This window comes from Massilia putida, assembly GCF_001941825.1.
GTDB classification, from domain to species: domain Bacteria; phylum Pseudomonadota; class Gammaproteobacteria; order Burkholderiales; family Burkholderiaceae_D; genus Telluria; species Telluria putida.
On sequence record NZ_CP019038.1, the window covers coordinates 1,284,136 to 1,309,725 of the forward strand.

At 59.6% G+C, this 25,590-nt stretch carries 23 protein-coding genes; 10 read left to right on the plus strand and 13 right to left on the minus strand.

Annotation, left to right across the window (positions count from 1 at the left end; genetic code table 11):
• Positions 1-69 precede the first annotated feature (69 nt).
• The 3 genes from BVG12_RS07985 to arsH are packed head-to-tail and all read left to right on the plus strand — an operon-like array spanning position 70 to position 2,511.
• The gene (locus tag BVG12_RS07985) at positions 70-1,350 is read left to right on the plus strand and encodes an arsenic transporter (RefSeq protein WP_052233741.1); all 1,281 of its coding nucleotides are present in this window, start codon (positions 70-72) and stop codon (positions 1,348-1,350) included.
• A 13-nt stretch (positions 1,351-1,363) separates the two neighbouring features.
• Positions 1,364-1,798 carry an arsenate reductase (glutaredoxin) gene (gene arsC, locus BVG12_RS07990; RefSeq protein WP_179966256.1) on the plus strand — a complete coding sequence of 145 codons (435 nt, stop codon included), beginning with the start codon at positions 1,364-1,366 and terminating at the stop codon, positions 1,796-1,798.
• Positions 1,795-2,511: an arsenical resistance protein ArsH gene (arsH, locus tag BVG12_RS07995; RefSeq protein ID WP_052233740.1), complete on the plus strand. Its 717-nt coding sequence runs from the start codon at positions 1,795-1,797 to the stop codon at positions 2,509-2,511. The genes arsC and arsH overlap by 4 nt, the downstream gene beginning before the upstream one ends.
• A 49-nt stretch (positions 2,512-2,560) precedes the next feature.
• Here the strand turns inward: arsH and BVG12_RS08000 are convergent, their stop codons facing one another.
• Positions 2,561-2,890 (minus strand): YnfA family protein, encoded by a 330-nt coding sequence (locus BVG12_RS08000; RefSeq protein WP_370662830.1) that lies wholly within the window; start codon positions 2,888-2,890, stop codon positions 2,561-2,563.
• Between the two features lie 153 nt (positions 2,891-3,043).
• Positions 3,044-3,442: a mercury resistance transcriptional regulator MerR gene (merR, locus tag BVG12_RS08005; protein ID WP_052233739.1), complete on the minus strand. Its 399-nt coding sequence runs from the start codon at positions 3,440-3,442 to the stop codon at positions 3,044-3,046.
• A 67-nt stretch (positions 3,443-3,509) separates the two neighbouring features.
• Here merR and BVG12_RS08010 point away from each other — a divergent pair, with 67 nt between their 5' ends.
• Genes BVG12_RS08010 through BVG12_RS35005 form a run of 3 tightly spaced genes read left to right on the plus strand, consistent with a single transcriptional unit; the run spans position 3,510 to position 4,359 of the window.
• The gene (locus BVG12_RS08010) at positions 3,510-3,854 is read left to right on the plus strand and encodes a mercuric transporter MerT family protein (RefSeq protein ID WP_052233738.1); all 345 of its coding nucleotides are present in this window, start codon (positions 3,510-3,512) and stop codon (positions 3,852-3,854) included.
• Between the two features lie 12 nt (positions 3,855-3,866).
• Positions 3,867-4,142, plus strand: coding sequence for a mercury resistance system periplasmic binding protein MerP (gene merP / locus BVG12_RS08015; protein ID WP_052233737.1), 276 nt, complete (start codon positions 3,867-3,869; stop codon positions 4,140-4,142).
• Positions 4,143-4,146: 4 nt separating this feature from the next.
• Complete coding sequence (locus tag BVG12_RS35005; RefSeq protein ID WP_075791959.1) at positions 4,147-4,359, plus strand: GDCCVxC domain-containing (seleno)protein; 213 nt, start codon at positions 4,147-4,149, stop codon at positions 4,357-4,359.
• Positions 4,360-4,937: 578 nt separating this feature from the next.
• Here BVG12_RS35005 and BVG12_RS08025 read toward each other — a convergent pair.
• From BVG12_RS08025 to BVG12_RS08035, 3 genes are read right to left on the minus strand one after another with little or no spacing between them, the layout of a single operon-like run.
• On the minus strand, positions 4,938-5,546 hold the full coding sequence (locus BVG12_RS08025; protein WP_052233736.1) for an SIS domain-containing protein: 609 nt from the start codon (positions 5,544-5,546) through the stop codon (positions 4,938-4,940).
• Positions 5,547-5,585: 39 nt separating this feature from the next.
• Positions 5,586-6,305 carry a ZIP family metal transporter gene (locus BVG12_RS08030; RefSeq protein WP_052233735.1) on the minus strand — a complete coding sequence of 240 codons (720 nt, stop codon included), beginning with the start codon at positions 6,303-6,305 and terminating at the stop codon, positions 5,586-5,588.
• Complete coding sequence (locus BVG12_RS08035) at positions 6,302-8,971, minus strand: heavy metal translocating P-type ATPase (RefSeq protein ID WP_082439867.1); 2,670 nt, start codon at positions 8,969-8,971, stop codon at positions 6,302-6,304. Before BVG12_RS08035 ends, BVG12_RS08030 begins: the two co-directional genes overlap by 4 nt.
• Positions 8,972-9,419: 448 nt before the next feature.
• Here BVG12_RS08035 and BVG12_RS33900 point away from each other — a divergent pair, with 448 nt between their 5' ends.
• Positions 9,420-10,076 (plus strand): WD40/YVTN/BNR-like repeat-containing protein, encoded by a 657-nt coding sequence (locus tag BVG12_RS33900; protein ID WP_156895578.1) that lies wholly within the window; start codon positions 9,420-9,422, stop codon positions 10,074-10,076.
• Between the two features lie 40 nt (positions 10,077-10,116).
• Here the strand turns inward: BVG12_RS33900 and BVG12_RS33905 are convergent, their stop codons facing one another.
• The 4 genes from BVG12_RS33905 to BVG12_RS08055 form a co-directional block, all read right to left on the minus strand.
• Positions 10,117-10,299, minus strand: coding sequence for a hypothetical protein (locus tag BVG12_RS33905; protein WP_156328171.1), 183 nt, complete (start codon positions 10,297-10,299; stop codon positions 10,117-10,119).
• A gap of 90 nt (positions 10,300-10,389) precedes the next feature.
• Positions 10,390-13,557, minus strand: coding sequence for a CusA/CzcA family heavy metal efflux RND transporter (locus tag BVG12_RS08045; protein ID WP_052233734.1), 3,168 nt, complete (start codon positions 13,555-13,557; stop codon positions 10,390-10,392).
• Between the two features lie 14 nt (positions 13,558-13,571).
• A complete protein-coding gene (locus tag BVG12_RS08050) occupies positions 13,572-14,786 on the minus strand; it encodes an efflux RND transporter periplasmic adaptor subunit (protein WP_052233733.1) in 1,215 nt (404 codons plus the stop codon).
• An 18-nt stretch (positions 14,787-14,804) separates the two neighbouring features.
• Positions 14,805-16,097: a TolC family protein gene (locus tag BVG12_RS08055; protein ID WP_052233732.1), complete on the minus strand. Its 1,293-nt coding sequence runs from the start codon at positions 16,095-16,097 to the stop codon at positions 14,805-14,807.
• Here BVG12_RS08055 and BVG12_RS33910 point away from each other — a divergent pair.
• A complete protein-coding gene (locus tag BVG12_RS33910; protein WP_156328170.1) occupies positions 16,096-16,662 on the plus strand; it encodes a hypothetical protein in 567 nt (188 codons plus the stop codon). The genes BVG12_RS08055 and BVG12_RS33910 overlap by 2 nt on opposite strands.
• Here BVG12_RS33910 and BVG12_RS08065 read toward each other — a convergent pair.
• The 4 genes from BVG12_RS08065 to BVG12_RS08075 all read right to left on the minus strand — a co-directional run bounded on the left by BVG12_RS08065 (position 16,659) and on the right by BVG12_RS08075 (position 21,858).
• A complete protein-coding gene (locus BVG12_RS08065) occupies positions 16,659-18,938 on the minus strand; it encodes a heavy metal translocating P-type ATPase (protein WP_229503838.1) in 2,280 nt (759 codons plus the stop codon). The two genes, BVG12_RS33910 and BVG12_RS08065, sit on opposite strands and share 4 nt — an antisense overlap.
• Positions 18,939-19,154: 216 nt before the next feature.
• Positions 19,155-19,559: a Cd(II)/Pb(II)-responsive transcriptional regulator gene (gene cadR / locus BVG12_RS08070; RefSeq protein ID WP_075791962.1), complete on the minus strand. Its 405-nt coding sequence runs from the start codon at positions 19,557-19,559 to the stop codon at positions 19,155-19,157.
• Between the two features lie 443 nt (positions 19,560-20,002).
• Positions 20,003-20,455 carry a hypothetical protein gene (locus BVG12_RS34515; RefSeq protein WP_083684766.1) on the minus strand — a complete coding sequence of 151 codons (453 nt, stop codon included), beginning with the start codon at positions 20,453-20,455 and terminating at the stop codon, positions 20,003-20,005.
• Positions 20,437-21,858, minus strand: a complete 1,422-nt coding sequence (locus BVG12_RS08075; RefSeq protein WP_060566930.1) for an ATP-binding protein — start codon at positions 21,856-21,858, stop codon at positions 20,437-20,439. The genes BVG12_RS34515 and BVG12_RS08075 overlap by 19 nt, the downstream gene beginning before the upstream one ends.
• 411 nt (positions 21,859-22,269) lie before the next feature.
• On the opposite strand from BVG12_RS08075, the gene BVG12_RS08080 reads away from it, so the two are divergent.
• Both BVG12_RS08080 and BVG12_RS08090 read left to right on the plus strand, forming a co-directional pair.
• Positions 22,270-24,159: a cytochrome c/FTR1 family iron permease gene (locus BVG12_RS08080; protein WP_109370551.1), complete on the plus strand. Its 1,890-nt coding sequence runs from the start codon at positions 22,270-22,272 to the stop codon at positions 24,157-24,159.
• 174 nt (positions 24,160-24,333) lie between these two features.
• A protein-coding gene (locus BVG12_RS08090) for an IS3 family transposase (protein ID WP_156895579.1) occupies positions 24,334-25,478 on the plus strand; the annotation gives its coding sequence in 2 pieces (ribosomal slippage) (positions 24,334-24,592 and positions 24,592-25,478; 1,146 coding nt in all).
• The last annotated feature ends 112 nt before the right edge of the window (positions 25,479-25,590 follow it).

The window sequence follows — 25,590 nt, forward strand, 5'->3', positions numbered from 1 at the left end:
ACCTTCCGTTACGTCAGCCGGGCCATTGCCCGGCTTGTCCATGTGCCCGTCGCTCCCTGAAAGACTTCCGTGCTGATCGCATTTCTCATTTTCCTGATAACCCTCACCTTCGTCATCTGGCAGCCTCGCGGCCTCGGTATTGGCTGGAGCGCCGCCGCGGGCGCAGCCGTGGCCCTGCTCGCGGGCGTCATCCACGTCAGCGACATCCCGACCGTCTGGCATATCGTCTGGAATGCCACCGGTGCGTTCGTGGCCGTCATCATCATCAGCCTCCTGCTCGACAAGGCAGGCTTCTTCGAGTGGGCTGCGCTGCACGTGGCGCGTTGGGGCGGCGGCAGCGGCCGGCGCCTGTTTGTGCTTCTTGTCTTGCTGGGCGCGGCCGTGGCCGCGCTGTTCGCCAACGATGGCGCGGCGCTGATCCTGACGCCCATCGTCATCGCCATGCTGGTCGCCTTGCGGTTTTCGCCGAAAGCCACGCTGGCCTTCGTAATGGCGGCCGGTTTCATCGCCGACACTGCCAGCCTGCCGCTGGTCGTGTCGAACCTCGTGAATATCGTCTCGGCCGACTATTTCAATATCGGCTTTGCGCGCTATGCCGCAGTGATGGTGCCAGTCAACCTGGTGTCGGTAGCTGCGACGCTTGCCGCGCTTGTCTGGTTCTTCCGAAAGGACATCCCCGCCGACTACGACCTGGCGCAGCTGAAACGCCCGGAGGAGGCCATCCACGACCGCGCCACCTTCGTCACCGGCTGGTGGGTGCTGGGCATGCTGCTCGTCGGTTTCTTCTGGCTTGACGAAGCCGGCATCCCGATCAGCGCCGTGGCCGCGGTTGGCGCAGTGCTGCTGCTGGCTGTCGCTGCGCGCGGGCACCGGATCTCGACCCGCGAGGTGCTGCGCGGCGCCCCATGGCAGGTCGTCGTGTTCTCGCTAGGGATGTACTTGGTGGTCTACGGACTGCGCAATGCCGGGTTGACGGACTACCTGACCGCCCTGCTCAACCGCTGCGCCGAGCATGGCGTGTGGGGCGCAGCGCTCGGCACCGGCTTCATCACTGCCATCCTGTCGTCGATCATGAATAATATGCCGACCGTGCTAGTGGGCGCGCTGGCAATCGACGCCACCACTGCACAGGGCGTTGTGCGCGAAGCGATGGTGTATGCAAACGTGATTGGCGCTGACCTCGGGCCAAAGATCACGCCCATCGGCAGCCTCGCCACGCTGTTGTGGCTGCACGTGCTGTCGGCAAAGAATATCCAGATCTCCTGGGGCTACTACTTCCGGATCGGTATCCTGCTGACCCTGCCGATCCTTCTGGTGACCCTGAGCGCGCTCGCCCTGCGCCTGAGCTGAGAAAGGACCGAACATGGACAATGCACTGGACGTCACGATCTATCACAACCCCGATTGCGGCACCTCGCGCAACTTGCTGGCACTCATCCGCAATGCCGGCATCGAGCCAACCGTGATCGAATACCTGAAGAACCCGCCCGACCGCGCAACACTGGTGGACCTGATTCAGCGCGCAGGCCTGCAGGTTCGCGGCGCCGTACGCGAGAAAGGCACGCCATTCCTGGAGCTCGGCCTGGATAATCCAGGGACGACGGACGAGCAACTGATCGACGCGATGCTCGCGCATACGATTCTCATCAACAGGCCTTTTGTCGTCACGCCGGTTGGTGTCCGTCTGTGCCGTCCGTCGGAAGTCGTGCTGGACATCCTGCCTGTGCCTCAGCGTGCTGCGTTCTCGAAAGAGGACGGCGAAGCTGTCGTCGACGAACAAGGAAGCCGAATCAAATGAGCAAAATCCCGAATCTCCCCAATATCAAGCCGGAGCTGCTGGACCAGCCTACGCTCGAGAAGCTCGCCCCGGTTGGCGACCTGAGCCACCCTCCTCGCATCCTGATGCTATACGGCTCGCTGCGCGAACGCTCTTTCAGCCGCTTCCTGACCGAGGAGGCGGCGCGCATTCTGGAGCAATTCGGCGCAGAGGTGAAGATCTTCGATCCGATGGAACTACCGATGGTCGGCAGCGTACCCGAGACGCATCCGAAAGTGGTCGAGCTGCGCGAGCTGTGCCTGTGGTCTGAAGGCCAGGTCTGGTGCAGCCCCGAGCGCCATGGCGCGATCACCGCGGTGATGAAGAACCAGATCGACTGGATCCCGCTGGAGATGGGTGCGGTCCGGCCGAGCCAGGGCCGCACGCTGGCGGTGATGCAGGTCTGCGGCGGTTCGCAGTCCTTCAACGTAGTGAACACCCTGCGCCTGCTGGGGCGCTGGATGCGCATGTTCACGATCCCGAACCAGTCCTCGGTGCCGATGGCCTACAAGGAATTCGACGACGAAGGCCGCATGCGGCCGTCCGCATACTACGATCGCGTTGTCGACGTGATGGAGGAGCTCTTTAAAATCACGCTGCTGATGCGGGGCCGCACCGATTACCTGACGGACCGCTACAGCGAGCGGAACGAGCGTGCGCTCAACGCGATCAACCGCCAGATCGAAAAAATTTGAACGGCAGGGCTAGCTTGGCGCCGGCAGAGCTCTTACCGGCGGCGAAGCATCACCCTCTTGACCAGCCGGAGACGATAATCGCCATGCCGCACAAGGCGATCGCTGCGCCGGCCCAGTCCATAGTCGACAGCTTCACGCCGTCGACCACGCGTAGCCATACCAGTGCGGTCGCAACGTAGACGCCGCCATATGCCGCATATACGCGACCGCTGGCTGCCGGGTGCAAAGTAAGCAGCCATACGAAGAGCGCTAGGCTTGCTGCAGCCGGGGCCAGTAGCCAGATCGAGCCGTTCTTACGTAACCATAGATATGGCAGAAAACAGCCGACGATTTCTGCAATTGCTGTGGCAATGAATAACAGGCCGGTCTTCCAAATCATTGATATTTCCTTTCGTTTATCTGGACTCTTCAGCCTTGCATGCCCTGTACTAAGCAAGCTCGCAGTGTCCTTTCAGCAAATGTCGAGCCTCGGCAAAGACGCGTAAGCCTCGCCGCAGCACCGTGGTCGGCTTCCAACTGATTTCAGCAGAAATCAGTCATCGATCAGTGCCTGGATTATTGGGCAACTTGCACCGGGATGCTCACTGTCACAGCGGGATACCATCGTTGCGAGTGCTGTTTTCATTGCAAGTAGATCACTTAATTTAGCTTCTACCATAGCGAGCTTCTTTGCTGCCAGGTCGCGGGTACTGGCACAGGCCTGCGAGCCTTCCAGCTTGAGCAGGCTCGCGATTTCATCGAGCGTAAAGCCAAGGAGCTGTGCCCGTTTGATGAATCGAATCCGGCGTACATCCTCGCTGCCATAGGTGCGGTAGCCGCTGTACGGCCGCGCCGGCTCATCGATCAGTCCACTTCGCTGATAGAACCGGACCGTCTCCACATTCACACCGGCGGCGCCTGCCAATCGGCTGATCGTCATTTTCTCTGTCATGCACTTGACTCCGTATATGTGTACGGAGTTTATCCTGTTTTTTGAGTAAAACCTGTTTGGAGCGAGCATGGCAATTGGAACGAAGGGATCGTTGGCCGCAGGAGTGTTGGCGGCACTTGGCGCCTCGGCATGTTGCGCCGGTCCGCTCATCTTCCTGCTGCTCGGCATCGGCGGCGGCTGGGCATCTAGCCTGATAGCGTTCGAGCCCTATAGCCCCTACCTCACCGCGCTGACAGTAGTTTTTTTAGGAGCTGCCTTCTACAACTTGTACCTGCGTCGGCGCGCTTGCGCACCTGGCGACGCCTGCGCCGCTGACCGTGTCCTCAGGAACCAGCGCATCATGCTCTGGCTCGTTGCCTCCCCCATAGTACTACTGCTGACCTTTCCCCTGTACGCCCCACTGTTCTATTAAAAGGATTTCCCGATGCGTATTTCTACATTCGTCGTGTCCGTGTTGCTGAGCGGAGCGGCTTTCGCCGGCACCTCCGAAATGCTTACCCTTAACGTGCAAAACATGACCTGTGCCGGCTGCCCCATCACGGTCAAGAAAGCGCTTGAACAAGTTCCTGGCGTGAGCGAGGTGAAAATCGATTTCGAGCACAAGACGGCTACCGTGCACATGGATACGGACAAAGCCAACGTCTCTATGCTGACCAAAGCGACGGCTGACGCGGGATTCCCTTCGACTGTCAGGAAGTGATGCAATGAGCGAGGCAATTTTAGAGTCGACGCTGACCTGTCCGCACTGCGGGCACAGCAAACGAGAAACCATGCCGACTGATGCATGCCAGTTCTACTACGAGTGCGAAGACTGTGCCGTCGTTCTGCGGCCAAAGGCTGGTGACTGTTGCGTCTTTTGCTCATACGGCACGGTGAAGTGTCCGCCGATTCAACTGGAGCGCCCCTGCTGTGGCTAACGTACGGCTTTTTGAGCTTCGGTATTGCTGAATTGCAGTACTTTCCTGCAGTTCCGAGTTGGTGCGAGTACGAGCGGGGCTTGCACCAGAATCACCATCAGCCGCGGATTCATCCGGTCGGATAGGATTATGTCGGCGACAAGCGAGGATGCCGCGCTAGGAAAGCCGGCCACACCGGCACCAGGTGCATGATCCCGAAAGTGACAAGCACGTTCACCTTTCACGCTGTGCGGCGCCACAGGTATACGGCGAGCTACTAATCGAGCTCGCCGACGTCGCGCGAGATGGCCGCCTTAGGGCATGTCCAGCCCATCGGCGGCGCCTGTGAAGCTGCAAAGTCAGCAGCCATACGAAGACTGCCGGGCTTGCCGCGGCCGCGAAAAATAGCTAGATCGGGCCATTCTTGCGGAGCCGTAAATATGGCCGAAACAGCCAACGATTTCCACCATAGCTGCGGCAATGAACAACAGGCCGATATTCCAGATCATAAATTATCTTTCGTCTACCAGATTCATCACCTTACATACATGCTCGAACTACGTAGCTGCGTCTTTTGATAAGCATTGACTCAGGAGTTTCTACTGAATTCGTGGCGATCCACTCTCATAATTTTTAGGTTGCAACGCACGTTCTACAAGCTCGATCAGAATGTGGATGACCTTAATATGGAGCTCTTGTACACGGTCGGCGTATTGGCCCGCACTGGTGCATATGCAGATGTCGGCATGGTGTTCCAATTGCGACTGAGTGCGTCCAGTCAAACCAATCACCTTCATCCCCTTGGCTCTCGCCGCCTGGGCCGCAAGGACCACTGAAGGGCTGTTGCCGCTCGTACTGATGGCAAAAAGAATATCTCCCGCGCTACCGTTACCCTGGACGAAACGGGCGAAAACCTGCTCATAGCCGTAGTCGTTGGCAACGCAACTGATATAGCTCGGATCACTGATCGCGACTGCCGCCATTGCAGGACGGTCATCACGGAATCGCCCGGATAACTCTTCCGCCAAGTGCATGGCGTCACACATCGAGCCGCCATTTCCACACGAAATCACGCGGCGTCCATGCTCCAACGCTTCGATCAGAAGGCTGGCGCTGGCCTCGATATTGCCTAGTTGCGTAGTGTTATTGATGAGGCGGTCCAGCGCATCGCGTGCCTCGACGAGATTGCCCTTGATGTAGTCGATCATTCCTTCTCCTTCGGTGTTCGATAGACGTTTCGGGTACCGTCAAATCAGCATGTCGATGATAAACAGTAGGATGAAGCCCAGAAAAAACATTGCAGTCTGCACCGGTGTCTCGATTTCCTCGTGAGCCTCGACCAACAGTTCTTCAGTCACCAAATACAGCAATGCGGCCACGCCAAAAGCGAGCATGGCGTCTACATAGACCGGCGTGACGGAACTTAATAGAATTGCGCCGGCTGCAGCACCGATCAGTAGTGCCACAACGAGCATTGCGGTCGTTCGTATGATCATGGACCTGGCTCTTCCCGCGCTGCGAAGCGAGGTCGCACAGGAGACACCCAAGAAAAGCAGCTCGAGTACCAGCCCCACCGTCAGCAGCAACCCCTGTTTTTCTCCTGCCGCAAAGGATAAGCCAATCAGTGTGCCATCCAAACCGACGTCCACACCCATGGCCGTGACCAGGCCGCGCGTACTGCGCTCGCCTTCCGCCTTTTCCGCGCGGTCGCCAATCCATTTCAGCGTCAGCATCAATGCCACGCCGAGCGAGAAGCCAATCAAGGTTGGCCACGGCATCCGGCGATGCATCAGGTCGGGAAGCAGTTCGACCGCGAGAACACTGAACACCGTGCCGGCTGCAAAATGCTGCACACTACTGCGCAAGCCTGCGCTGGGCTCGCGTATGGCCGCGATGACGGAGCCGACCACGATGGCGACAGCCGGAAACGCTGCATACGTCAACACCTTCAGTAGCAGCCCAGTCATGACGAAACCTTAGGAGATTCCGACGACTTCGTGCCAGGAAAGGTGTCGGCATTTCGCTCGGCGTGTGCCGCGGGTTCCGGCCCATCGCTTGTTTTAGGCGTTCCCGGATAGGCCAGCAGGCGCAGCGCATTGATTACGACGAGCAAGGTCGACCCCTCGTGAAAGAGAACCGCGGTGCCGATGTTAAGGCCGAAAATCGTCGCGGGGATCAATACCGCGACTACGCCAAGGCTCACCCAAAGGTTCTGTTTGATCACCCTTCTTGTACGCCTCGATAGCCCGACAGCGAACGGCAACTGGCTGAGGTCATCGCCCATGAGTGCGACGTCGGCCGCCTCGAGCGCGACGTCCGAACCGGCGGCGCCCATGGCGATGCCGACTGTTGCGTTGGCCATTGCCGGGGCGTCGTTGACGCCATCGCCAACCATCGCGACCTTGCCGTGGCGCTCACGCAAGGCCTTGATGGTCTCGACCTTTTGCTCCGGCATCAGGTCGCCTTTGGCCTCGGTCAGGCCAACCGTGCGTGCGACGGCGTCGGCGACCTGCTGGTTGTCACCGGAGATCATCACCAGGCGTTCGATTCCCAGCTCACGTAGCTGGGCCATCACAGCGGTCGCGGCCGGGCGCGGCGTATCCATTACGCCAATCACACCGAGGAATCGGTCCCCTTTTAGCACAACCATCGTGGTCCGGCCTGACTTGACCAGGCTGTCGTTGGCGTCGACTAGCTCAGTTGGCAATTTCATGCCATCCATTTCGCTGAAAAACACCGGCTTGGCGATGTACGTCTTCTCGCCATCGACCACCGCCTCGACACCCCGGCCGGTGATACTGCGGACGTCGTCGGCTTGTACAACCTGGCCGCCAGCCTGCAGCCGTTGCTGTCCGCCTTCCACCAGTGCCGTGGCCAGTGGGTGGTCACTATGCGATTCGACGGCCACGACCACGGATAGCAACTCGGCTTCGCTCGCCCCACCAGCCGTCGTCACATCGGTGAGCTTGGGACGTCCCTCGGTGAGGGTCCCGGTCTTGTCGAAGGCGATCGAACTAAGACTGCCGAGATTTTCCAGGGGACCGCCACCCTTTACCAGGACACCGCTGCGCCCTGCTCTCGCGACGCCGGACAGGACGGCACTCGGCACCGAGATAGCAAGGGCACACGGACTGGCCGCCACCAGCACCGCCATCGCCCGATAAAAACTGTCCGAAAATGATTCGTCGACGACGAGGAATGCGAGCATCAGCAGCGCTACCAGCGTCAGGACGACGGGGACGAAAATGCGTTCGAACTTGTCGGTAAACTGCTGGGTGGGCGAGCGCTGGGCTTCGGCTTCGGCAACCATCTGGACGACCCGCGCCATGGTCGATTGCGACGCCAGTCGCGCCACCATCACTTCGATCGCGCCGGCCCCATTGATGGTACCGGCAAACACCCTGTTGCTTGCGTCCACGCGGTCGAACGCAGCGATCGCCGCCTGCCCATCCTTTACGGCGACTTTATCGACCGGAACGCTTTCACCGGTTACCGGCGCCTGATTCACGCTGGACGTACCCTTCACCACGACGCCATCCGCCGGCAGCCGTTCGTTTGGCTTTACCAGCACGACGTCACCGGGCTTGAGCGTTTCGACCGGAACCTCCTCAGTGCCTTCGCCACGCTTGACCAGAGCTTTCTCGGGTGCGAGTTCCGCCAAGGCTTCGATTGCGCGGCGCGCACGCCCCATGGCGAAGTGTTCCAGCGAGTGGCCGAGGCTGAACAGGAAGAGCAGTAGGCCACCTTCGGCCCATTTACCCAAGGCCGCCGCGCCGACTGCCGCTACCAGCATCAGCGTATCGATTTCAAAACGGCGCTCACGGATGTTCTCGATGGCTTCTTTCGCGGTAAAAAAGCCTCCGCAGAGGTAGGCCCCGACATACAGCGCCAGCGATACCCAATCCGGAGCGGATCCGCTCCGCTCGACCAGCCAGCCCGCCAGGACGAAGACGCCGGCAAGGACAGCAAAAATTAATTCGGTATGTTCGCCAAATATCCCGCCGTGTGAATGCGCATGTCCCGCGTGTCCATCCTGATCGCCATGAGCATGTCCCTTCCCTTCTTTTTCGTCATGCTCATGATCGTGGCCGGCATGGTCGCCATGCTCGTGTCGATGGCCACCATGCGTGGGCAGTTCGGTAGTGCTATTCGATTGAGTGATTTTTTCGGTAGGTGCAGCGTCGCTGGCCAGCGCCGCGCCGAGCGACCGTATCCGTTCTTCCAACGCCTTCTGCGTGATCGCAGAGCGCTCGTACTCGATACGAACAGCCCCAGACGGAGATACTTCCGCTTCCAACACACCTGATATCCGGCGCAACCGATCAGCGAATAGCCTGGCGCTCCGGGCATGCAGCGGCACTGGTGTGCGACCGATGTAATGCGCAAACTGTTCCGTCAAGCGCGCTCCGATCGCGCTCACCAGTTCGCGTAATCTCGACACGTTGATCACTGCGGGATCGTAATGCAGGCAGAGAACAGGTCGCGCATTCTCAAGCGTTTTCATATGGACGTGCTCGACACCCGGGCGCCCCTCAAGCAGACCGATCAGCCGATCAATGCATGGGTCGTTCGGATCGTCTATCTCTGGGAGTACCAAAGGCAGCTCCAGTCGTACTCGCTCGGCAGTTTTCATATCGTCACCTTTTGTCGATGCTAGAAGTATGGCGTCCAGCTGTTGCCCGGTCCGTGCAGAAGCGCACCCAATCGTACTCATGAATTTGGTCGATGCATTACCTCTTTCCAGGCGGCAGGGATGTCTCTAACTACCGCGCTTGAAGTTGGACGTTTACGTTAATGTGCATTCTTCATGACGATAATTTCGGGGGCAATGACGTCTAGCCTGGCTAAACGCGGGAAAGGCAATGAGACTACTGCGAAAACGCGCTCAAGCTGTATGGGCGCTTGGCAACATAACAGTTGCGATTGGACTGGCAGCGCTACCGGGCGCGGCAAGGTCGGCGCCTCCACCCTCTGCGCCACCGATTATTGCCCTCGCGTTCGATGATGCTAGCGGTGGGCTTTGGAAGGCAACGTCCAGATCTCTTGCTTTTAGCCCGGACGAGGGGCGCACATAGAAGCCTGTGGCTCTGCCAGCTACGGCGCAAGGTAATATCGTCTCACTCACGATTTCGGCGGGCCGCGCCAAAACGATCTATGCCGCAGTCGTGGGTTCGGGTGTGTTCCACAGCCACGATGGCGGACGCACTTGGCTGGCGCGCAATCAAGGGCTGTCCAACGGCGACGTTGCGACCTTGGCCGCGCACTCTACCCAAGCCCGAACCGTATATGCCTACGTTGTTGGGAAAGGCATTTTCACTAGCCGGGATGCCGGCGCAAGCTGGAACCTGGTTGATCACGGCCCCGGCGAATCGGTCGCACAACTTGCACACTCGAGAACGCCAGGCGGAACCGGGACCGGATGGATGTTTGCGGCGACACGCAAGGGAGTGCGTCGCGCGATGGATTGTTTTTGTGGATGGCACAAGGCCGGCAAAGTCGAACTGAACTTCCACCTTGTGGCCAGCGATACTGGCTGGCGGGAACGTGTGTACGCCGCCGCGCGCGAAGGATTTTTCATTAGCCAGGATGGCGGCGACCATTGGATCCGGATGCGGTCACCAGTTGCACCGATTACCGCGCTCGCCAGCACACCGTCCGGCCGGCTGTACGGGGCCATCAACGGTATATTGATCCGAAGCGAAGACCGCGGCGTCACCTGGGAATTTATTGCCAAGTGACCTGCGCAGGCCGCGTTTCCTTGTATTGAACCTACGTCTGTTACTTTCGCCTTTTCTTGCGTACTGGCCGCACTACTTTTCCGCGGCTGCCGCCGGTTCTGGAGCCGCGCTTGTTGCGGCGTTCAATCCAAAGAAAGAAAATCAGCAATGCCAGCACACCGCACAATGAAACTGCAATCGCAATAAGAATCGTCAGGCCATGAAAATCCGCGTGCGGATCCATACTGTGTTTCCTCTACAGGTTCAGCTGAGTTTCAGGAAGCTTGGTTGTGCGCCGCAAGCAAAGAGCCAGCGACGCACACTCTATATGCCCTTACACCGGTACCCGAACCGGCTCCGCCTTGATGTCCGCCACGTCATCACTTCGGTGCGTCAGCCGGTACAAGAGTGGCAGCACCAGAAGCGTCAGCGCGGTCGACGACAGAATGCCGCCGATAACGACTGTAGCCAGAGGACGCTGCACCTCGGCACCGGTACCGGTGGCCAGAGCCATCGGCACGAACCCCAGTGAAGCGACCAAGGCCGTCATCAATACAGGCCTGAGCCTGGTCAGGGCGCCATGGCGAATCGCCTCCTCAAGTGGCATGCCGCCCTCTCGCAGCGACCGGATGAAGGAGATCATCACCAGGCCGTTGAGCACTGCGACTCCGGACAGCGCGATAAATCCAACCGCTGCCGAGATAGACATCGGGATGCCACGTAGCGTCAAAGCAAGCACACCGCCGGTCAGCGCGAACGGAATGCCCGTAAATACCAGCAACCCATCCTTGACGTTATTAAACATAACGAAGAGAAGCGTGAAGACCAGGAACAGCGCCAGGGGCACCACAACCTGAAGGCGTTGCGTGGCCGACTGCAACTGCTCGAACGTACCGCCCCAGGTCGTCCAGTAGCCGGACGGGATCTTCACGCTCTTTTGAATCGCGGCCTCTGCCTCCGGCACAAAGCTGCCAATGTCGCGGCCCTGCACGTTCGCGCTGACCACCACCCGGCGCTTGCCGTTTTCGCGGCTGATCTGGTTCGGTCCCGGGGCAAACGACAGCGTGGCAACCTCGCCCAGCGGGATGAAGGAAGCTGTTCCGTCGGGTGAACTTGACGGACGCGAGATCGGCAGCCGCTTGAGCGCATCGAGGTCGGCGCGCAGCGTTTCCGGCAGGCGCACCGTAATGTCGAAGCGGCGGTCGCCCTCGAATACGGTTCCCGCTTCACGGCCACCGGTGGCAATGGTGAGCGTTTCCTGGACATCGTTGATGTTCAGGCCGTACCTGGCCGTCTTCTCGCGATCGATCTGGACCGTCAGCATCGGCAGGCCTCCGGTCTGCTCGACCTTGACTTCGGTTGCACCCGGCACGCGTCCGAGCACCTCGGCGATCCGCTGACCCGTGTCGGCGAGTACGTCCATGTCGTCGCCGAACACCTTGACAGCCACGTCGCTGCGCACGCCCGAGATCAGCTCATTGAAGCGGAGCTGGATCGGCTGCGAGAACTCATAGCCATTGCCTGGATACTTCTCGGCCTCTTCCTTGATTGCGGCAATCAGCTCGTTGCGGCTCTTCTTCGGCGCCGGCCACTTGTCTTCGGGCTTAAGCATGACGTAGCCGTCCGAAATATTCTGAGGCATCGGGTCCGATGCGATCTCCGCCGTACCTGTTCGCGCAAAGACCCGGTCGATCTCCGGGAACTTGGCTTTCAGCCCAGCCTCGAGGCGCTTCTGCATGTCCAGCGACTGCGTGAGGCTGGTCGCAGGGATGCGCAGCGACTGCAGTGCGATATCGCCTTCGTTCAGGCTAGGCACGAACTCGCTGCCCAGACGCACCGCCAGCAAACCCGACAGCACGACAAGCACGATTGCGCTCGTGACGACCAGGGCGCCGTTGCCCAGCACTCTCTCGAGCATTGGCGCATAGCCTTGGCGCGCCCAACCCATCAGCCGGTTCTCCTTCTCGGCAACGCGTTTGCCGATGAAGAGCGCGACCGCGGCAGGAACGAAGGTAATCGACAGGATCATCGCGCCGAGCAGCGCCGCCACGACGGCGAAAGCCATCGGGTGGAACATCTTGCCTTCCACGCCGGACAGGGCAAAGATCGGCAGGTAGACGACCATGATGATCAGCTGCCCGAACAACAACGGACGGCGCGATTCGCCAGCCGCCGCGAACACCTCATGGAAGCGCTCACTCAGTGTCAATTCGCGCCGATGGTGTTCCTGGGCGTGGGCCAGGCGGCGCACGCAGTTCTCGACGATGACCACGGCGCCATCGATGATGATGCCGAAGTCCAGTGCGCCAAGGCTCATCAGGTTCGCACTCACCTTGTACGTGACCATGCCGGTAAAGGTGAACAGCATCGCCAATGGGATGACCATCGCGGTAATCAGCGCCGCGCGGAAGTTACCGAGGAAAAGGAACAGGATGACGATAACCAGCACCGCACCTTCGAGCAGGTTTTTCTTCACCGTCGCGATCGCCTTGTCGACGAGTACGGTCCGGTCGTACACCGGCACCGCGTGAACGCCCGTCGGCAGTGTGCGGTTGACCTGGACCATCTTGTTCGCAACCGCCTGCGCGACAACCCGGCTGTTCTCGCCGATCAGCATGAACACCGTACCGAGCACGACTTCCCTACCGTTCTCGGTCGCGGCGCCAGTGCGCAGCTCGGCGCCCAGGCCTACCTCGGCGACGTCGCGCACGCGGATCGGCACACCGCGAACGTTGTTCAGTATCGTGTTGCGAATGTCGTCGAGAGTACGCACCTGGCCGGGCGCGCGAATCAGCAGCTGCTCTCCGCTTCGCTCGATATAGCCGGCGCCGACGTTGCCGTTGTTCTGCTCAATGGCCGCGACGACGTCCTTGAGCGTCAGGCCGTAGGAACTCAGCTTCGCAGGATCCGGCGTGATGTGATACTCCTTGGCGAAACCGCCGATGGAGTTGATCTCGGTGACGCCGGGCACCTGGCGCAACTGCGGCTTGATGATCCAGTCCTGGACTTCGCGCAGGTCGGTCGGCGTGTACGGCGTGCCGTCCGGCTTTTTCGCACCCGGTTCACTCTCGACCGTCCACAGATAGATTTCGCCCAGGCCGGTCGAGATCGGTCCCATCATCGGCGAAACACCCTGCGGAAGATTTTCCCTGGCCTCCTGGATGCGCTGGTTGACCAGCTGACGGGCAAAATAGATGTCGGTGCCATCCTTGAAGATTACGGTCACCTGGGACAGGCCGTAGCGCGAGAGCGAACGCGTCTGTTCCAGGCCCGGCAAGCCGGCCATGACGGTTTCGATCGGGAAAGTGACGCGCTGCTCGACCTCGAGCGGCGAATAACCGGACGCCGAGGTGTTGATCTGGACCTGGACGTTGGTGATATCAGGCACTGCGTCGATGGGCAGCTTCTGGTAACTGTAGACGCCGATTGCGGCCATGCCGAACACGCCCAGCATGACAAGCCATCGGTGCTCGATGGCGAAGCGAATAATGCGATCAAACATGGGGCAGCCTCCTGTCAGTCTTCATGCTCGGCGCTGCCCTTGCCCTGCTCAGCTTTCAATACGAAGCTGCCGGTCGTGGCATACTCAGCTCCCGGCTCCAGCCCGGAAACGATCTCGACGAACTTACCGTCGCTGGCGCCCAGGCTCACGTTTTTCTCCTGAAAGCCCTGGGGAACGCGCACGTAGACGATCGATTTGCCATTCTCCGTCTGAACGGCGTCCGCGGCGACTGCCACGGGAACCTCACGCGTGCCGCGTGCCATGTTGACGTTGACGAAGAGTCCCGGACGCCACGCCAGCTTGGGGTTAGGCAGAACCACGCGCGCATTCGCCGAGCGGGTTTCTTCGCCAAGCAGCGCACCAACGTAGCTCACCTTGCCGGTTGCCGAAGAGTCCGATGCGGTCGATTTCACGGTGGCGATTTCGCCAACGCGGATCGCTTCCAGATCCTTTGCCGTCACCACAATGTTGACCCACACCGTGGAGAGGTCGGACAGCAGGAAGACATTGGTATCCTCTTTGACCATTTCCCCTTGCGTGATGTGCTTCTCGACGACGACGCCGTCGAAGGGCGCACGCAGGACATACCGGTTCAGCTGGCCACCCGAATTACCGGCGCCCAGCGCGGTAAGTTTCGAGTTCGCCGTCTGGGCAGCGATTTCCGCTTCGCGAAGAGCCTGTTGAGCCTGCAGGTAATCCTGCTCGGCCGAGATCTTGTCCTCCCACAGCTTCTTTTCGCGCTCGTACGTCACCTTCGCCAGACCGAGGCGCTTTTGCGCCGCCAGCGCGGTGCTGCGCAGATCGGCAAGCTCCGGGCTCGAGATCACGGCCAGTACCTGGCCCTTCCTGACGGTCTGCCCGAGGTCGGCAGAGACAGACTCGGCCACACCTGCCACCCGAGGCACCACGTGTGCCGTCCGGTCTTCATTGAAACGTACTTCGCCAGGCAACTGGACGACGTTGCCGATGGTCGCAGGCGCCGCCTTGGCAGTGGCGACGCCTGCGGTACGAATCTGTTGCTCGGACAGCACGATCAGGCCGCTACTGGCTTCCGCGTGCTCTTCTTTCTTTTCTTCTTTCGAAGCGCCGGCCTGCTCGGTATGCGCTTCCTGCACGCCTTCAGTCTGTCCGTCTTTTTTCCAGAAAATGATGGCGGCGCCGAGCAGAATGCCGACGAGTACGACGCCCAGAATGGACTTCCGGGACTTTTTATCGATATTGAACTTCATGTTGAGATTCCTGTGGAATTACTTGCTCTGGTCCGGCCTGAGCTGGACATAGCGCCCGAGGTCGGCTACCGAGCGGTAGCGATCGGACAGCGCTCGCAAATATTGGGCGCGCGTCTGGAACAGGGTTCGCTGGGCATCGAGCACATCGAGGAAGCTGAATTTGCCGGCCTCGAAGCCTGTTACCGCGGCGTCATAGGTGGTTTGCGCGACTGGAAGGATGTCGGCCGTAATGCTGGCGATTTCCTGCTGCGCCAACTGGGCACGCTGATAGGCCTCGCCTAGCGCCTGGCTCACACGCAGGCGTTCGGCATCAAGATCGCTGCGCGCTTTGTCGGTGCGGCGCAAGGCGGCCAGCATGTTGCCCTGATTACGGTTGAATAGCGGCAGTGGAACCGATACGCCGAGGACGGCCTGGTTATGGCCGATCTGGTTATCGCGCTGGCTGCCAACGGTAACCGTGACATCCGGCACACGCTGGGCGCGTTCAAGCCGCACCTGGGCCTCTTCACGCTCGACCTGCTCCCGGGCCCGGCGCAGTTGCGGTCCTGCTTCAAGCTGCTGGCGTAGCGCGTCCAAGGGTGGCAATGCCTGGACGTCACCAGCCGGCCGCTCCAGCGACAGCTGCCCTGCTTCGGTGCGGCCCCAGAGTGCGCCAAGCCGCTGCTTGGCCAGGCTTAACTCGGATGACGCTTGCGCCAGTTCGAGCCGCACGCCCGCTTCTGCGACCCTTGATCGCGATTCTTCGATGGGTGAAATGCGGCCCGCGGTGACGCGCTTGGACGCAACGAGGGTGGCCTTTTCGGCGACCTGCACCGATGCCCGTGCGAGCTCCCGGCGTTCCTGGGCGATGAGCGCATCGAAATAGGCGGAGGTGACATCGGCACGTAACTGCGCTTGCGCAACCGCGACGTCCTGAAGAGCCACCTGCCGCTCCCGCTCCGCCACATCGACGCGCGCCGAGCGTTTGCCACCCAATTCGAGACGCTGGTTGATCTGAACGGTTTGTGTCCGGTTAGCACGATCCATGCCCTCGCGTAGAACGGAGAGTTCGGGATTGGCGATGAGACCGGCCTGCGACTTGGAAGCGTCCGCGATCGCGACACTTTGCGTAGCAGAACGCAGCGTCGGATTCGACGTCAAAGCCAGGCGTATTGCCTCGTCCAGGGTGGTGACTGTCGCCGTGGCCGATGGCGCCGGCGCATAGGGACGTGCGCTTACTGAAATTGTTTGCTGATCACTTTGCTGTGCAGCAGCTGCGAGCAACGGCATGGACAATGCCGCGGCCCCCAACAGGATGAAACTGGGTCGCATGGATAACTCCGAAAATGAAAACGAAGGTCATCCGGCGGCGGCATGGCAGGACCAGGGCTGCATCAAGCGCCCAAAGTCAGTCTGTCAAATCATGGAAAATATGGCTCCGCCGGATCTACGCGGCGGAATTCCATTGGGGCCGTTCAGGCGGAGAAGTGCAGATGGAGGACAGCGGGACGATATCCGTATCCGGAGGAGCGCTCGCCCATTGCAGATAGAGCGGCGCATCATGCCATGTATCGATCGCTACCGTAGCGTGGTGACACGATGCGCAGTGCGCGTGCACAGCGAACTTTTTCACCACGGATGGAGCATCCTTGGCAGCGACTGGGAACTCGTCACCATCCTCGATGTGCTGGTGGTGGCCGAAGTGCTGCGCTGCGCGGCCTGTCTCGTGCATGCAATACGCAGCCACCGTCGTCCAGCTGAACTGGAGGGCGATAACTGCGGCAATGATGTACACGAGGCGACGGACCATGGCCGGAATATAGCATGGACTGGCAATGGCCTGCCAGCCGGTCCGCGTGCCGCCGTCACGTGTCACCCTGTGCAACATGCTGATTAGGCCCCCTTGGACGAGCCTGCAGCCTGGCGAAACCGCAGCAGCCTGAGCCCGTTGAATACGACTAGCAGACTCGCGCCGACATCGGCAAAAACCGCCATCCACAGCGTAGCCAGCCCGAACAGCGCAAGCGCAAAAAAGACCGCTTTGATCCCAAGCGCAAGAACGATGTTCTGTACCAGGACGTGGCGCGTCTGCTTGCTCAGGCTGACAAAGGCCGGCAGCTTTTGAAGGTTGTCGTCCATCAGCGCGACATCGGCTGTCTCGATCGCGGTATCGCTTCCGGCCGCGCCCATTGCGAATCCGATCTTTGCCCGGGCAAGCGCCGGAGCGTCGTTGATGCCGTCGCCGATCATGCCGACCGCGCCATATTTCGCTTCCAGTGCCTCGACAGCTTCGAGCTTTTGCTCAGGCAGCAAATCAGCATGCACCTGGTCGATTCCCACCTGGCGCCCGATCTGCTGCGCGGTCGCAAGGTTATCGCCAGTGAGCATGACAGGCGTAACCCCGAGCGCCTTCAGCCGCTCGATCGCGGGGATGGCACTGCCGCGCAGGACGTCCGCGATCGCGATCACGCCGATCAGGCCGCTTTCGCTGGCCAGCAGCACGGCGGTGCGCCCGGCAGCTTCCTGTTCCGCCAGGTCCTCGCGCACGGCATCGACATCTACCCCATGCTCGGTCATCAGGCGTTGGTTGCCCAGGTAATACTGGACGCCGCCGATGACCCCGCGCACGCCGCGGCCGCCCACAGATTGGAACCCCTGCACACGATGCAACTGCGTACCTGGCCTGACCGCGGCCACGACGGCCCGCGCCAGCGGATGGTCGGAATTGGCATCGAGACTCGCAGCGATTTCCAAGAGTTCGTCGCGCGAATGGTTGGACACCGTGGCAACGGCGACCACCGCTGGTCGACCTTGTGTCAAGGTACCGGTCTTGTCGAGCGCGATCGCCTTGAGCTTGTAGCCGGCCTCAAGAAACTGTCCGCCCTTGATGAGGATGCCCTGCTTCGCTGCCGCCGTAAGCCCGCTCACCACGGTCACCGGCGTCGAGATCACCAGCGCACACGGACAGGCAATCACGAGCATCACCAGGGCCTTGTACAACCATTCATGTACCGGCTGATGCCACAGCAATGGCGGCAACATGGCGACCAGCAGCGCGGCCACGACGACTGCCGGCGTGTAGTACTTGGCGAAAGTATCGACGAAGCGCTGCGTCGGGGCTTGGTTCTGCTGCGTCTCCTCGATGACGCGAACGATTTTCGCGAGCGTACTGTTGCGGCGCTGCATCGTGACGCGGACTTCGAGCAAGCCGTGCTCGTTGATAGTGCCGGCGTAGACAGCGTCGCCGGGCTTTTTGGCCACTGGCATGCTTTCGCCAGTGATGGGGGCCTGGTTCACCGACGACTCGCCTTCGATGACTTCGCCGTCGACCGCGATCCGCTCGCCCGGCTTGACCAGCACGATGGCGCCCACATCGATGCGATCTGCCTCGGTGAGCCGCCACTGCCCATGCTCGTCGCGTACATTGGCCTCATCCGGTGCCAGGCGTAACAGGCCGTGAACCGTGCCCCGGGCACGATCTAGCGACATGGCCTCGATCAGCTCGGCAATCGCGAACAGGAAAATCACCATCGCCGCTTCCGGCCACTGGCCGATCAGGACGGCGCCGACGACTGCGAGGCACATCAAGAAATTGATGTTGAGGGTAAGCGTCTTGAGCGCTACCCACCCTTTGCGCAGCGTTGGAATGCCTGCCGTGAGGATGGATATCAGGGACAAAGCAATTACAGGCGGGGAGGATTCGGCCGTGCCTTGCCACGCGAGCACCTCCGCCGCGACGGCGCACAGGCCAGCCACTCCCAGTCCCGCCTTCTGCAAAGGACTGAGTGCCGCCTCCTCTGCGACGACCGGCGCCGGCGCGCTCTCATCTACGACAACCGCTTTCATGCCGATGCTGTGTAGAGCTTCGGTAACCGGTTGTACGGATCGCAGTTCGTGCATGACGTCCAGCGAGCGGCCCATCAGGTTAAAACGCAAGTCCAGGATCCCTTGCATGCCGTGCAGCTTTCGGCGGATCAGGCCTTCTTCCGACGGACAGTCCATGTTGGCGATACGGTAGGTGACGGTCTTTCCTTCAGAGGCCGGCACAGCGGACGGCATAGGAGCAGACGGCGAGCATCCGGATGCCTTGCCGGCGGCGTTACATGTCGTTTGGCTAGGTTCACTCATAGGCGTATCAATCAATAAAGCGATATTGCGATCGGATTGGGACATGGCTTCTGCCGCGTCTTCCCTTATGCCTGGCAGTTGACACCCTGTAGCAGCTACAGAGTCAAGGGAAAATTCGTGAAAAACGGTGGGGATGGGTCAATTTGAAAAGCTGATGAAATGCGCTGTTAACCCGGCTTCGACAAAAAGGTCTCTTGCATCAGCTTAGCAAGCCGGAATTTTGATGATATGGTGCTCTACTCCCCTAAGAAACGCTTGGGCTCAGCGGGATAGCTCATTCAACTGCTTCAGGATCTCGCAATCCTTGGCCTCGCGTGCGGAATCGCAGGAACTACGCAAGCTGGAAAGTTGTTGCCGCAAAGATTGCATATCTGCAATCTGGCGATCAACCTCCCGAAGATGTTCATCGACCAAGTCATTAACTCCGTCGCATGATTTTTCCGGATGATCTTGGAAGCCGAGCAGGATCTGCACCTCATCCAAGGACATGCCAAGTGCTCGACAGCGCCGGATGAACTGTAAGCGCTCCGCATGAATGGTATCGTACAGGCGATAGTTTGCCTCCGACCTGATCGGTGCCGGAAGCAGTCCTTTTTGCTCATAGAAGCGTATCGTTTCAGGCTGGCAGCCAGCTCGCCTCGCGAGTTCACCAATTCGCATACCCATTCAGACTCCCGCAAACCTTGTAGTAAGTATAGGCATACTAACTCATACCGCCATTGTGGGTGTCAGACGCAACGGAACGAAAAACTTGGTTAGGGACGGAGGGTGTCAGGTTGAGGTCATAGGTGTGGCTGCAAGGGCGTCAGGAAATTCTCCAATGGATTCTATGCTGACGCTGTTTGAGCGGCATGCCTGACGCCGGGCTGAAGCGTACTTCAACTGGACAATCCAAACCCGGCGATGGCTTAGCGTGCTGTTTTTTCCTTTTTCCGCGCCTTCGCTCTGCCCTTCGTGGGGGTATAAGCCGGAACCGCCGAAAATTCCGTGAGGTAGATTTACGTCGATTTCGAAGTAACGGGAAACCTCTTTCGAAGGTCGGCGCGCCGCTGGGAGCCGTCGAGCTGGTCCCTTTGTAGCCTGGCCGTACCGGCTCATGCGGGGTTCGATTACCCCAGCATGCCGTGAATCCGCCGCAGCCATCCGGACACCTCCCCAGCGGCGTCGATATGCGCGAGCCGCTCCGAGGTCATCCTTGAAGCCGCCTCGCGATTGAGGCGCTTCTTGGCAAGGCCCACCTTTTTGTCAAGCGCCTTCGCGTCGGCTAGGACCTGGGCCCATGGCTTCGTACTTTCGGACGCGAGGTGGACGGCCTCAGCCACTTTCAGGGGAACGTCGCAGGTGTCAGTGAAGGCGATGGCGATCCCGTCCAGTCCTTCCGTGATGGCGTCGGCGTGCAGGTAGTTCTCGAGCTCCCGCTTCGCGGTGATTGCAGCCCATGACCCATCCTTCCGGGCGTTCACCGCGTCACATTCGAGCTGATATTTCGGCGGTACATCGTCGTCGCGGTCGTAGAGATGGACCTCGGGGATGCCTAGCTTGCTCAGGTAGTGTTTGGCCACCCAGTGCTTGAGGGAGCCCCCCCGAGCGGCACGAGAGCCACCCGGTTGTCGGCAGTGAAGTCCACGGCGTCGGGCACGCTGGGCTTGAGCATGGCGCTGACGCGTTCCAGGAACTCGACGTCGTTCGATCCCTCGACGAAGACCAGGGCCTTCACGCGCTGGTCCGGCAGTACGCCCAGCTCGTTGGCGATGGCGGCCAGCTCACTGTCGTCGCACTCGGAAACGGATGCCGTCCCGTCCTCCTGCCTGCGTACGCAACGGAGGCTGTCGCTTGGAAGGAGGCCGGCTAGGCCGGGCGTGTGTGACGTTACCAGAACCTGCGTATTCTCCTCGATGGCGAGTTCCTTGAGCGCTCGGACGAGTAGTCGTTGGTTTTCGGGATGCTGTGAAGTCTCTGGCTCCTCGATGGCGTATATGACGCTCAGCGCCCCCTTCTCCCTCCGCCGCCGCTCCGCTTCGGCTCGGAAGAAGTTGAGCAGGATGAGGCGGCGCACGCCGCTTCCGCGCTTGTTGATCGGGATGCCGTTGTCACCGATGAGGCCGAACTTGAAGGCATTATTCAACTTCGGGTCTGCCTTGAAGAACGGCTTGAGCTCGCTCGCAAGTCGGCTGTCCATCTCGTTGAGCTTCGAGAGCGTTCGGCTTGCCACGTCCTCTGCCCTTGCGCGTACAGCGTTCTCGATCTTCTTGAGGTCGGCCTCCATTTCCTTCAGGGCTTGCGCAATGGCGAAGCCAAGCGGGTTTTGGACTTCTTCGTCCCCGTCCTGGCTCGCCCGGTCGGAACGGAAGAGGGCGTACATCGGCAACTGCGGCTTGATTTGCTCCCATACCTTCTTGGCCTCTTCCTTGTCGAGGGGGACGAGCTTGCGCTCCGGGGCCAACGGGCTGCAGGTATCGCGTATGGCCTGCCGCATACTCCCGTTGACCGAGAGGTTTACGGTCGTATCGCTAATGCCCAGCTTCTTGATGCGAGCCTTTAGGTCAGAATTCTTGAGCGAAAGAATGTCGGCCGCGTCCGCATGGGTCGGATGTAGCGCCGCCGCGAAGACGGCCTCTTTCGGCGTCTTCGCCGATGAGTCCCATACCTTGATGATCTCGAGCTCGCCAGCCTCGTTCAGCAAATGTTCGGCAGCGAGTGAGGTGTTGGCCGCCGAATCAAGGACCAGGGCAGCGGGAAGCTCCGTAAACGCGCAGCCGATGCGAATGTCCGCCGCATTTCCGTGCACGCAGGCGTCGCCCTGTTCGGGCTTCCCGTCGTTGAAGAATATCTCGAGGGCTTCCAGGATGGTCGATTTGCCGGCGTCGTTCTTCCCGATAAACGCGGTCAGGTCCTCGTCGATCTCGATCCTTGTTGGCTGGCAGTAGCCACGGAAGTTCTCAAGAATCACTGCTGCAAGTTTCATGGCACCCCCTTATTTATTTGATATTCCGTAGATTACCGGAATATTGACGAAGTGCAATTACTAAAATGATGCTGCGCCGAGAGACACCCATCGGGAAATCAGGGGAAACGGAAAACTCGGGGCCGGCTTACAACCCTTCATGACTTAACCCGGTTTTGCGCTCCGTTGCACCTGAAACCCCATTGTCTGCGTGAGTTCACCTTGGCCCGTTAGCCAAGGACCACCAGAGGACCTAGCCGGTCCTATTCGCGACGACAAGGCCAACGGCGACGTCGACGCGACAACAATCCGGGCAATCATTGTTCTTCGACAGAAAAGTTAAAGTATAATGATTCTCATTTAGCGTTACTTCCGTTTATACTTATTATGCGTTTGTCTACAAAGTTATTCCGTTGGCTTCTTACGGTGCTAATGGTCGTTGGATCTGGCCTATCGCTAGCAGAAAATGCTCCATCGACGAGCCAAGACCAAGCCAAGCAGATCTGGCAACTGCTCGACTACCTCGCGGTAGACTATGGTAAAGCTGTCCAGAATGGGCAAATCGCCAGCGCAGACGAATACCGAGAAATGCAGGAATTTGCCCGGGAAGCTTCGCGTCAACTGGAAGGCTTACCGCCGACATCGTCGACGAAAGCTTTGCGTGACGGGACTGGGGAGTTACGCACAGCCATTGCGAACAAGGCCCAGGCGAGTGTCGTCGCTGAGCAGGCGCGCCACCTTGCCGATGCTCTATTGCTTGCTTATCCGGTGCAGACGACACCGACGAACACCCCCGACATCAAACTTGGAGGGCGGCTCTACGCAAATCAATGCGCCGCTTGTCACGGCATTAGTGGTCGCGCCGATGGCCCGTTAGCGTCGCAACTGAACCCGCCTCCGATCGCATTCGCGGACCACACCCGTGCCCGCGAGCGCAGCGTCTTCGCTCTGCAGCAAATTATTACCCGCGGCGTTCCCGGTACATCAATGCCCAGTTTTGCAAAACTCACGGATGACGATCGCTGGGCACTTGCCTATTTCGTCTCGACGATGTCGTACACCAAGGCCGACCGTGACGCAGGCGCAAAGCTTTGGGCGGAACAGCCTGCATTGCATGCGGCCGTGCCAACACTTGGCGCCTTGGGCCAAAGTTCGGAAGCGGGACTGGCCAAGCACTTGGGCGATGACACGGCACGTTCCTTGTTGGCCTTTCTGCGCAATTCGCCAGAACTCATGACTGCTTCATCTGCTGATTCCTTAGCACTGGCTAAGGCACACTTGAAGCAAAGCGTTACAGCGCTTGGTGCCGGGAATCGCGCGGAGGCTTCACGGTTGGCATTGTCAGCGTACCTCGACGGCTTCGAACCTGTCGAACCTGCGCTTGCGGCGAAGAACGCAGAACTGTTTCACGAAGTCGAGAACTTGATGGGGCAGTTCCGCAATGCAGCCGCCGCCGGGCAACTGGAGCAAGCCCGTCAGATCGAGTCCAAATTGCAGAACCGACTGGATACCGCCAACGAAGCGCTCTCCGGGACCAATGATCCGATGTCGACGTTCCTCGGTGCCCTGACTATTTTGTTGCGAGAAGGCCTGGAAGCACTGCTGGTCGTAGTCGCGATGCTTGCGTTTCTCAAGAAAGCGAACCGGAAGGACGCCCTACCCTATGTGCACGCTGGCTGGATAACGGCGTTGGCCATGGGTGGATTCACCTGGGCAGTCGCAACCTATCTCGTCAATGTTAGCGGCGCCAGCCGTGAAATGACCGAAGGGTTTTCTGCAATTTTCGCTGCGGTCGTGCTGCTGGCAGTTGGTATCTGGATGCACCAGAAGAGTCTCGCGGGACGGTGGCAAGCCTATGTCCAGCAAAAGCTGTCAGCAGCATTGAACGGAAAATCGATGCTGATGCTATTTTTGCTTGCGTTTGTAACGGTCTATCGCGAGGTTTTCGAAACAGTTCTCTTCTATGCAGCTTTGTGGACGGAGGAAAACGGAGGCTACCTGCTGGCCGGCCTGGGGTTGGGCATTGCCATTTTGGCCGGCATCGCCGCAATCCTGCTGCGTAGTTCAGCCCGGCTCCCAATCAGTCAATTCTTTGCTGCTAGTTCGGCACTTGTCGGCATCCTTGCGGTTGTGTTGATCGGCAAAGGTGCCGCAGCACTGCAAAAGGTCGGCCTGATTCCGGATACGCCGGTATCGCTGCCACGCATCGAGGTACTGGGGGTCTACCCGTCACTGCAGCCTATCGCTGCGCAACTACTCATCCTGGTGGTCATCATTGCCAGCATCACCTACAACCTGAGGTCACAGCCACGCCGTGCTTAAGGGGGCGATCAATTCCGCTTGGATACCAAGTCAACGGTAAGCCCAAGTCTGCACAGTGCGTGGACTGTCTTGATATTCGCCTGACAATTTGCTTGATCTAGGAGCCGCAGGTTGGCCTTCCCCCACCACGACGGACACTTTCGATAGGTATGATGTCCCTATCGGAGGTATTACATGGCACGTGAAAGACGAGTATTTTCAGAAGAGTTCAAGCGCGAAGCAGTCAAGTTGGTAGGCCAGCCTGGTGCGAGCAAGGCGGCAATAGCCCGTGACCTTGGCATCGGCGCCAACTTGCTGGGACGGTGGTGCCGAGATGCTAACGTTGATGTAGAGGTCGCAGTCGGGCACGAGAAGGTATCGGCTCAAGAATACGAGCGTATGCGGCGCGAGCTGGCGAAGGTCAAGACGGAGCGCGACATATTAAAAAAGGCGCTCGGCTACTTCGCAGCCGACCTCAAGTGAAGTACGGCTTCATCGCCAAATATCGAACCATCTGGCCAACGCGAACGATGTGCCGACTATTCGGCGTATCAAGCAGTGGTTTTTACGATTGGCTTGGACGGCCGACGAGTGCTCATGAGCGCGAAAATGCCGAACTCCTCAAGGCAATCAAGGATAGCCACGAAGCCAGCGATGGCACGTATGGTTCGCCGCGCGTAGTGCGGGACCTCATCGATGCTGGTTTCTCCTGCAGTGAGAATCGTGTGGCGCGGCTGATGAAAGCTGCTTTCATCAAGGCCCGTCATAAGCGACGTCGAGCACCAGGACAGCTTGACTCCCCTGTCCACGCCATCGCGCCGAATCTGCTGGACCGGCAGTTTGAAGCCACAGGGCCGAATCAAAAATGGGCCGCGGATTTTACCTACGTGTGGACTGGCGAAGGCTGGTTATTCGTCGCTGTAGTCCTCGACCTGTACTCGCGGCGTGTAGTAGGTTGGTCGATGCAATCGACGATGACGGCGCAGCTCGTAATGGATGCACTGATGATGGCTATTTTCCGTCGCGGCCGTCCTCGTGCCGTGCTGCATCATTCAGACCAGGGAGCGCAATACACCAGCGAAAATTTTCAGCGGCTACTCGAATCCCACGGCATCGTTTGCAGCATGAGCCGTCGCGGTAACTGCTGGGACAACGCTGCAATGGAAAGCTTCTTCTCGACGCTAAAGACCGAGCGCCTTAGCAAAAAGCACTACCAGACCAGAGATGATTTACGGGCAGATGTGTTCGACTACATCGAAAGGTTCTACAATCCACGCCGGCGTCATTCCACTATCGGCTACATCAGCCCGATACAGTTTGAAAATCTAAAATGCGCCTAACGGAAGTGTCCGTGACGATGGGGGAAGGCCAGGTCGAATTCACTTAGGCTTGGACAGAATCTGCTGAATAACCGGAATCTTCCCGTCCTTACAGTCAGCCGGAGAAACTTCG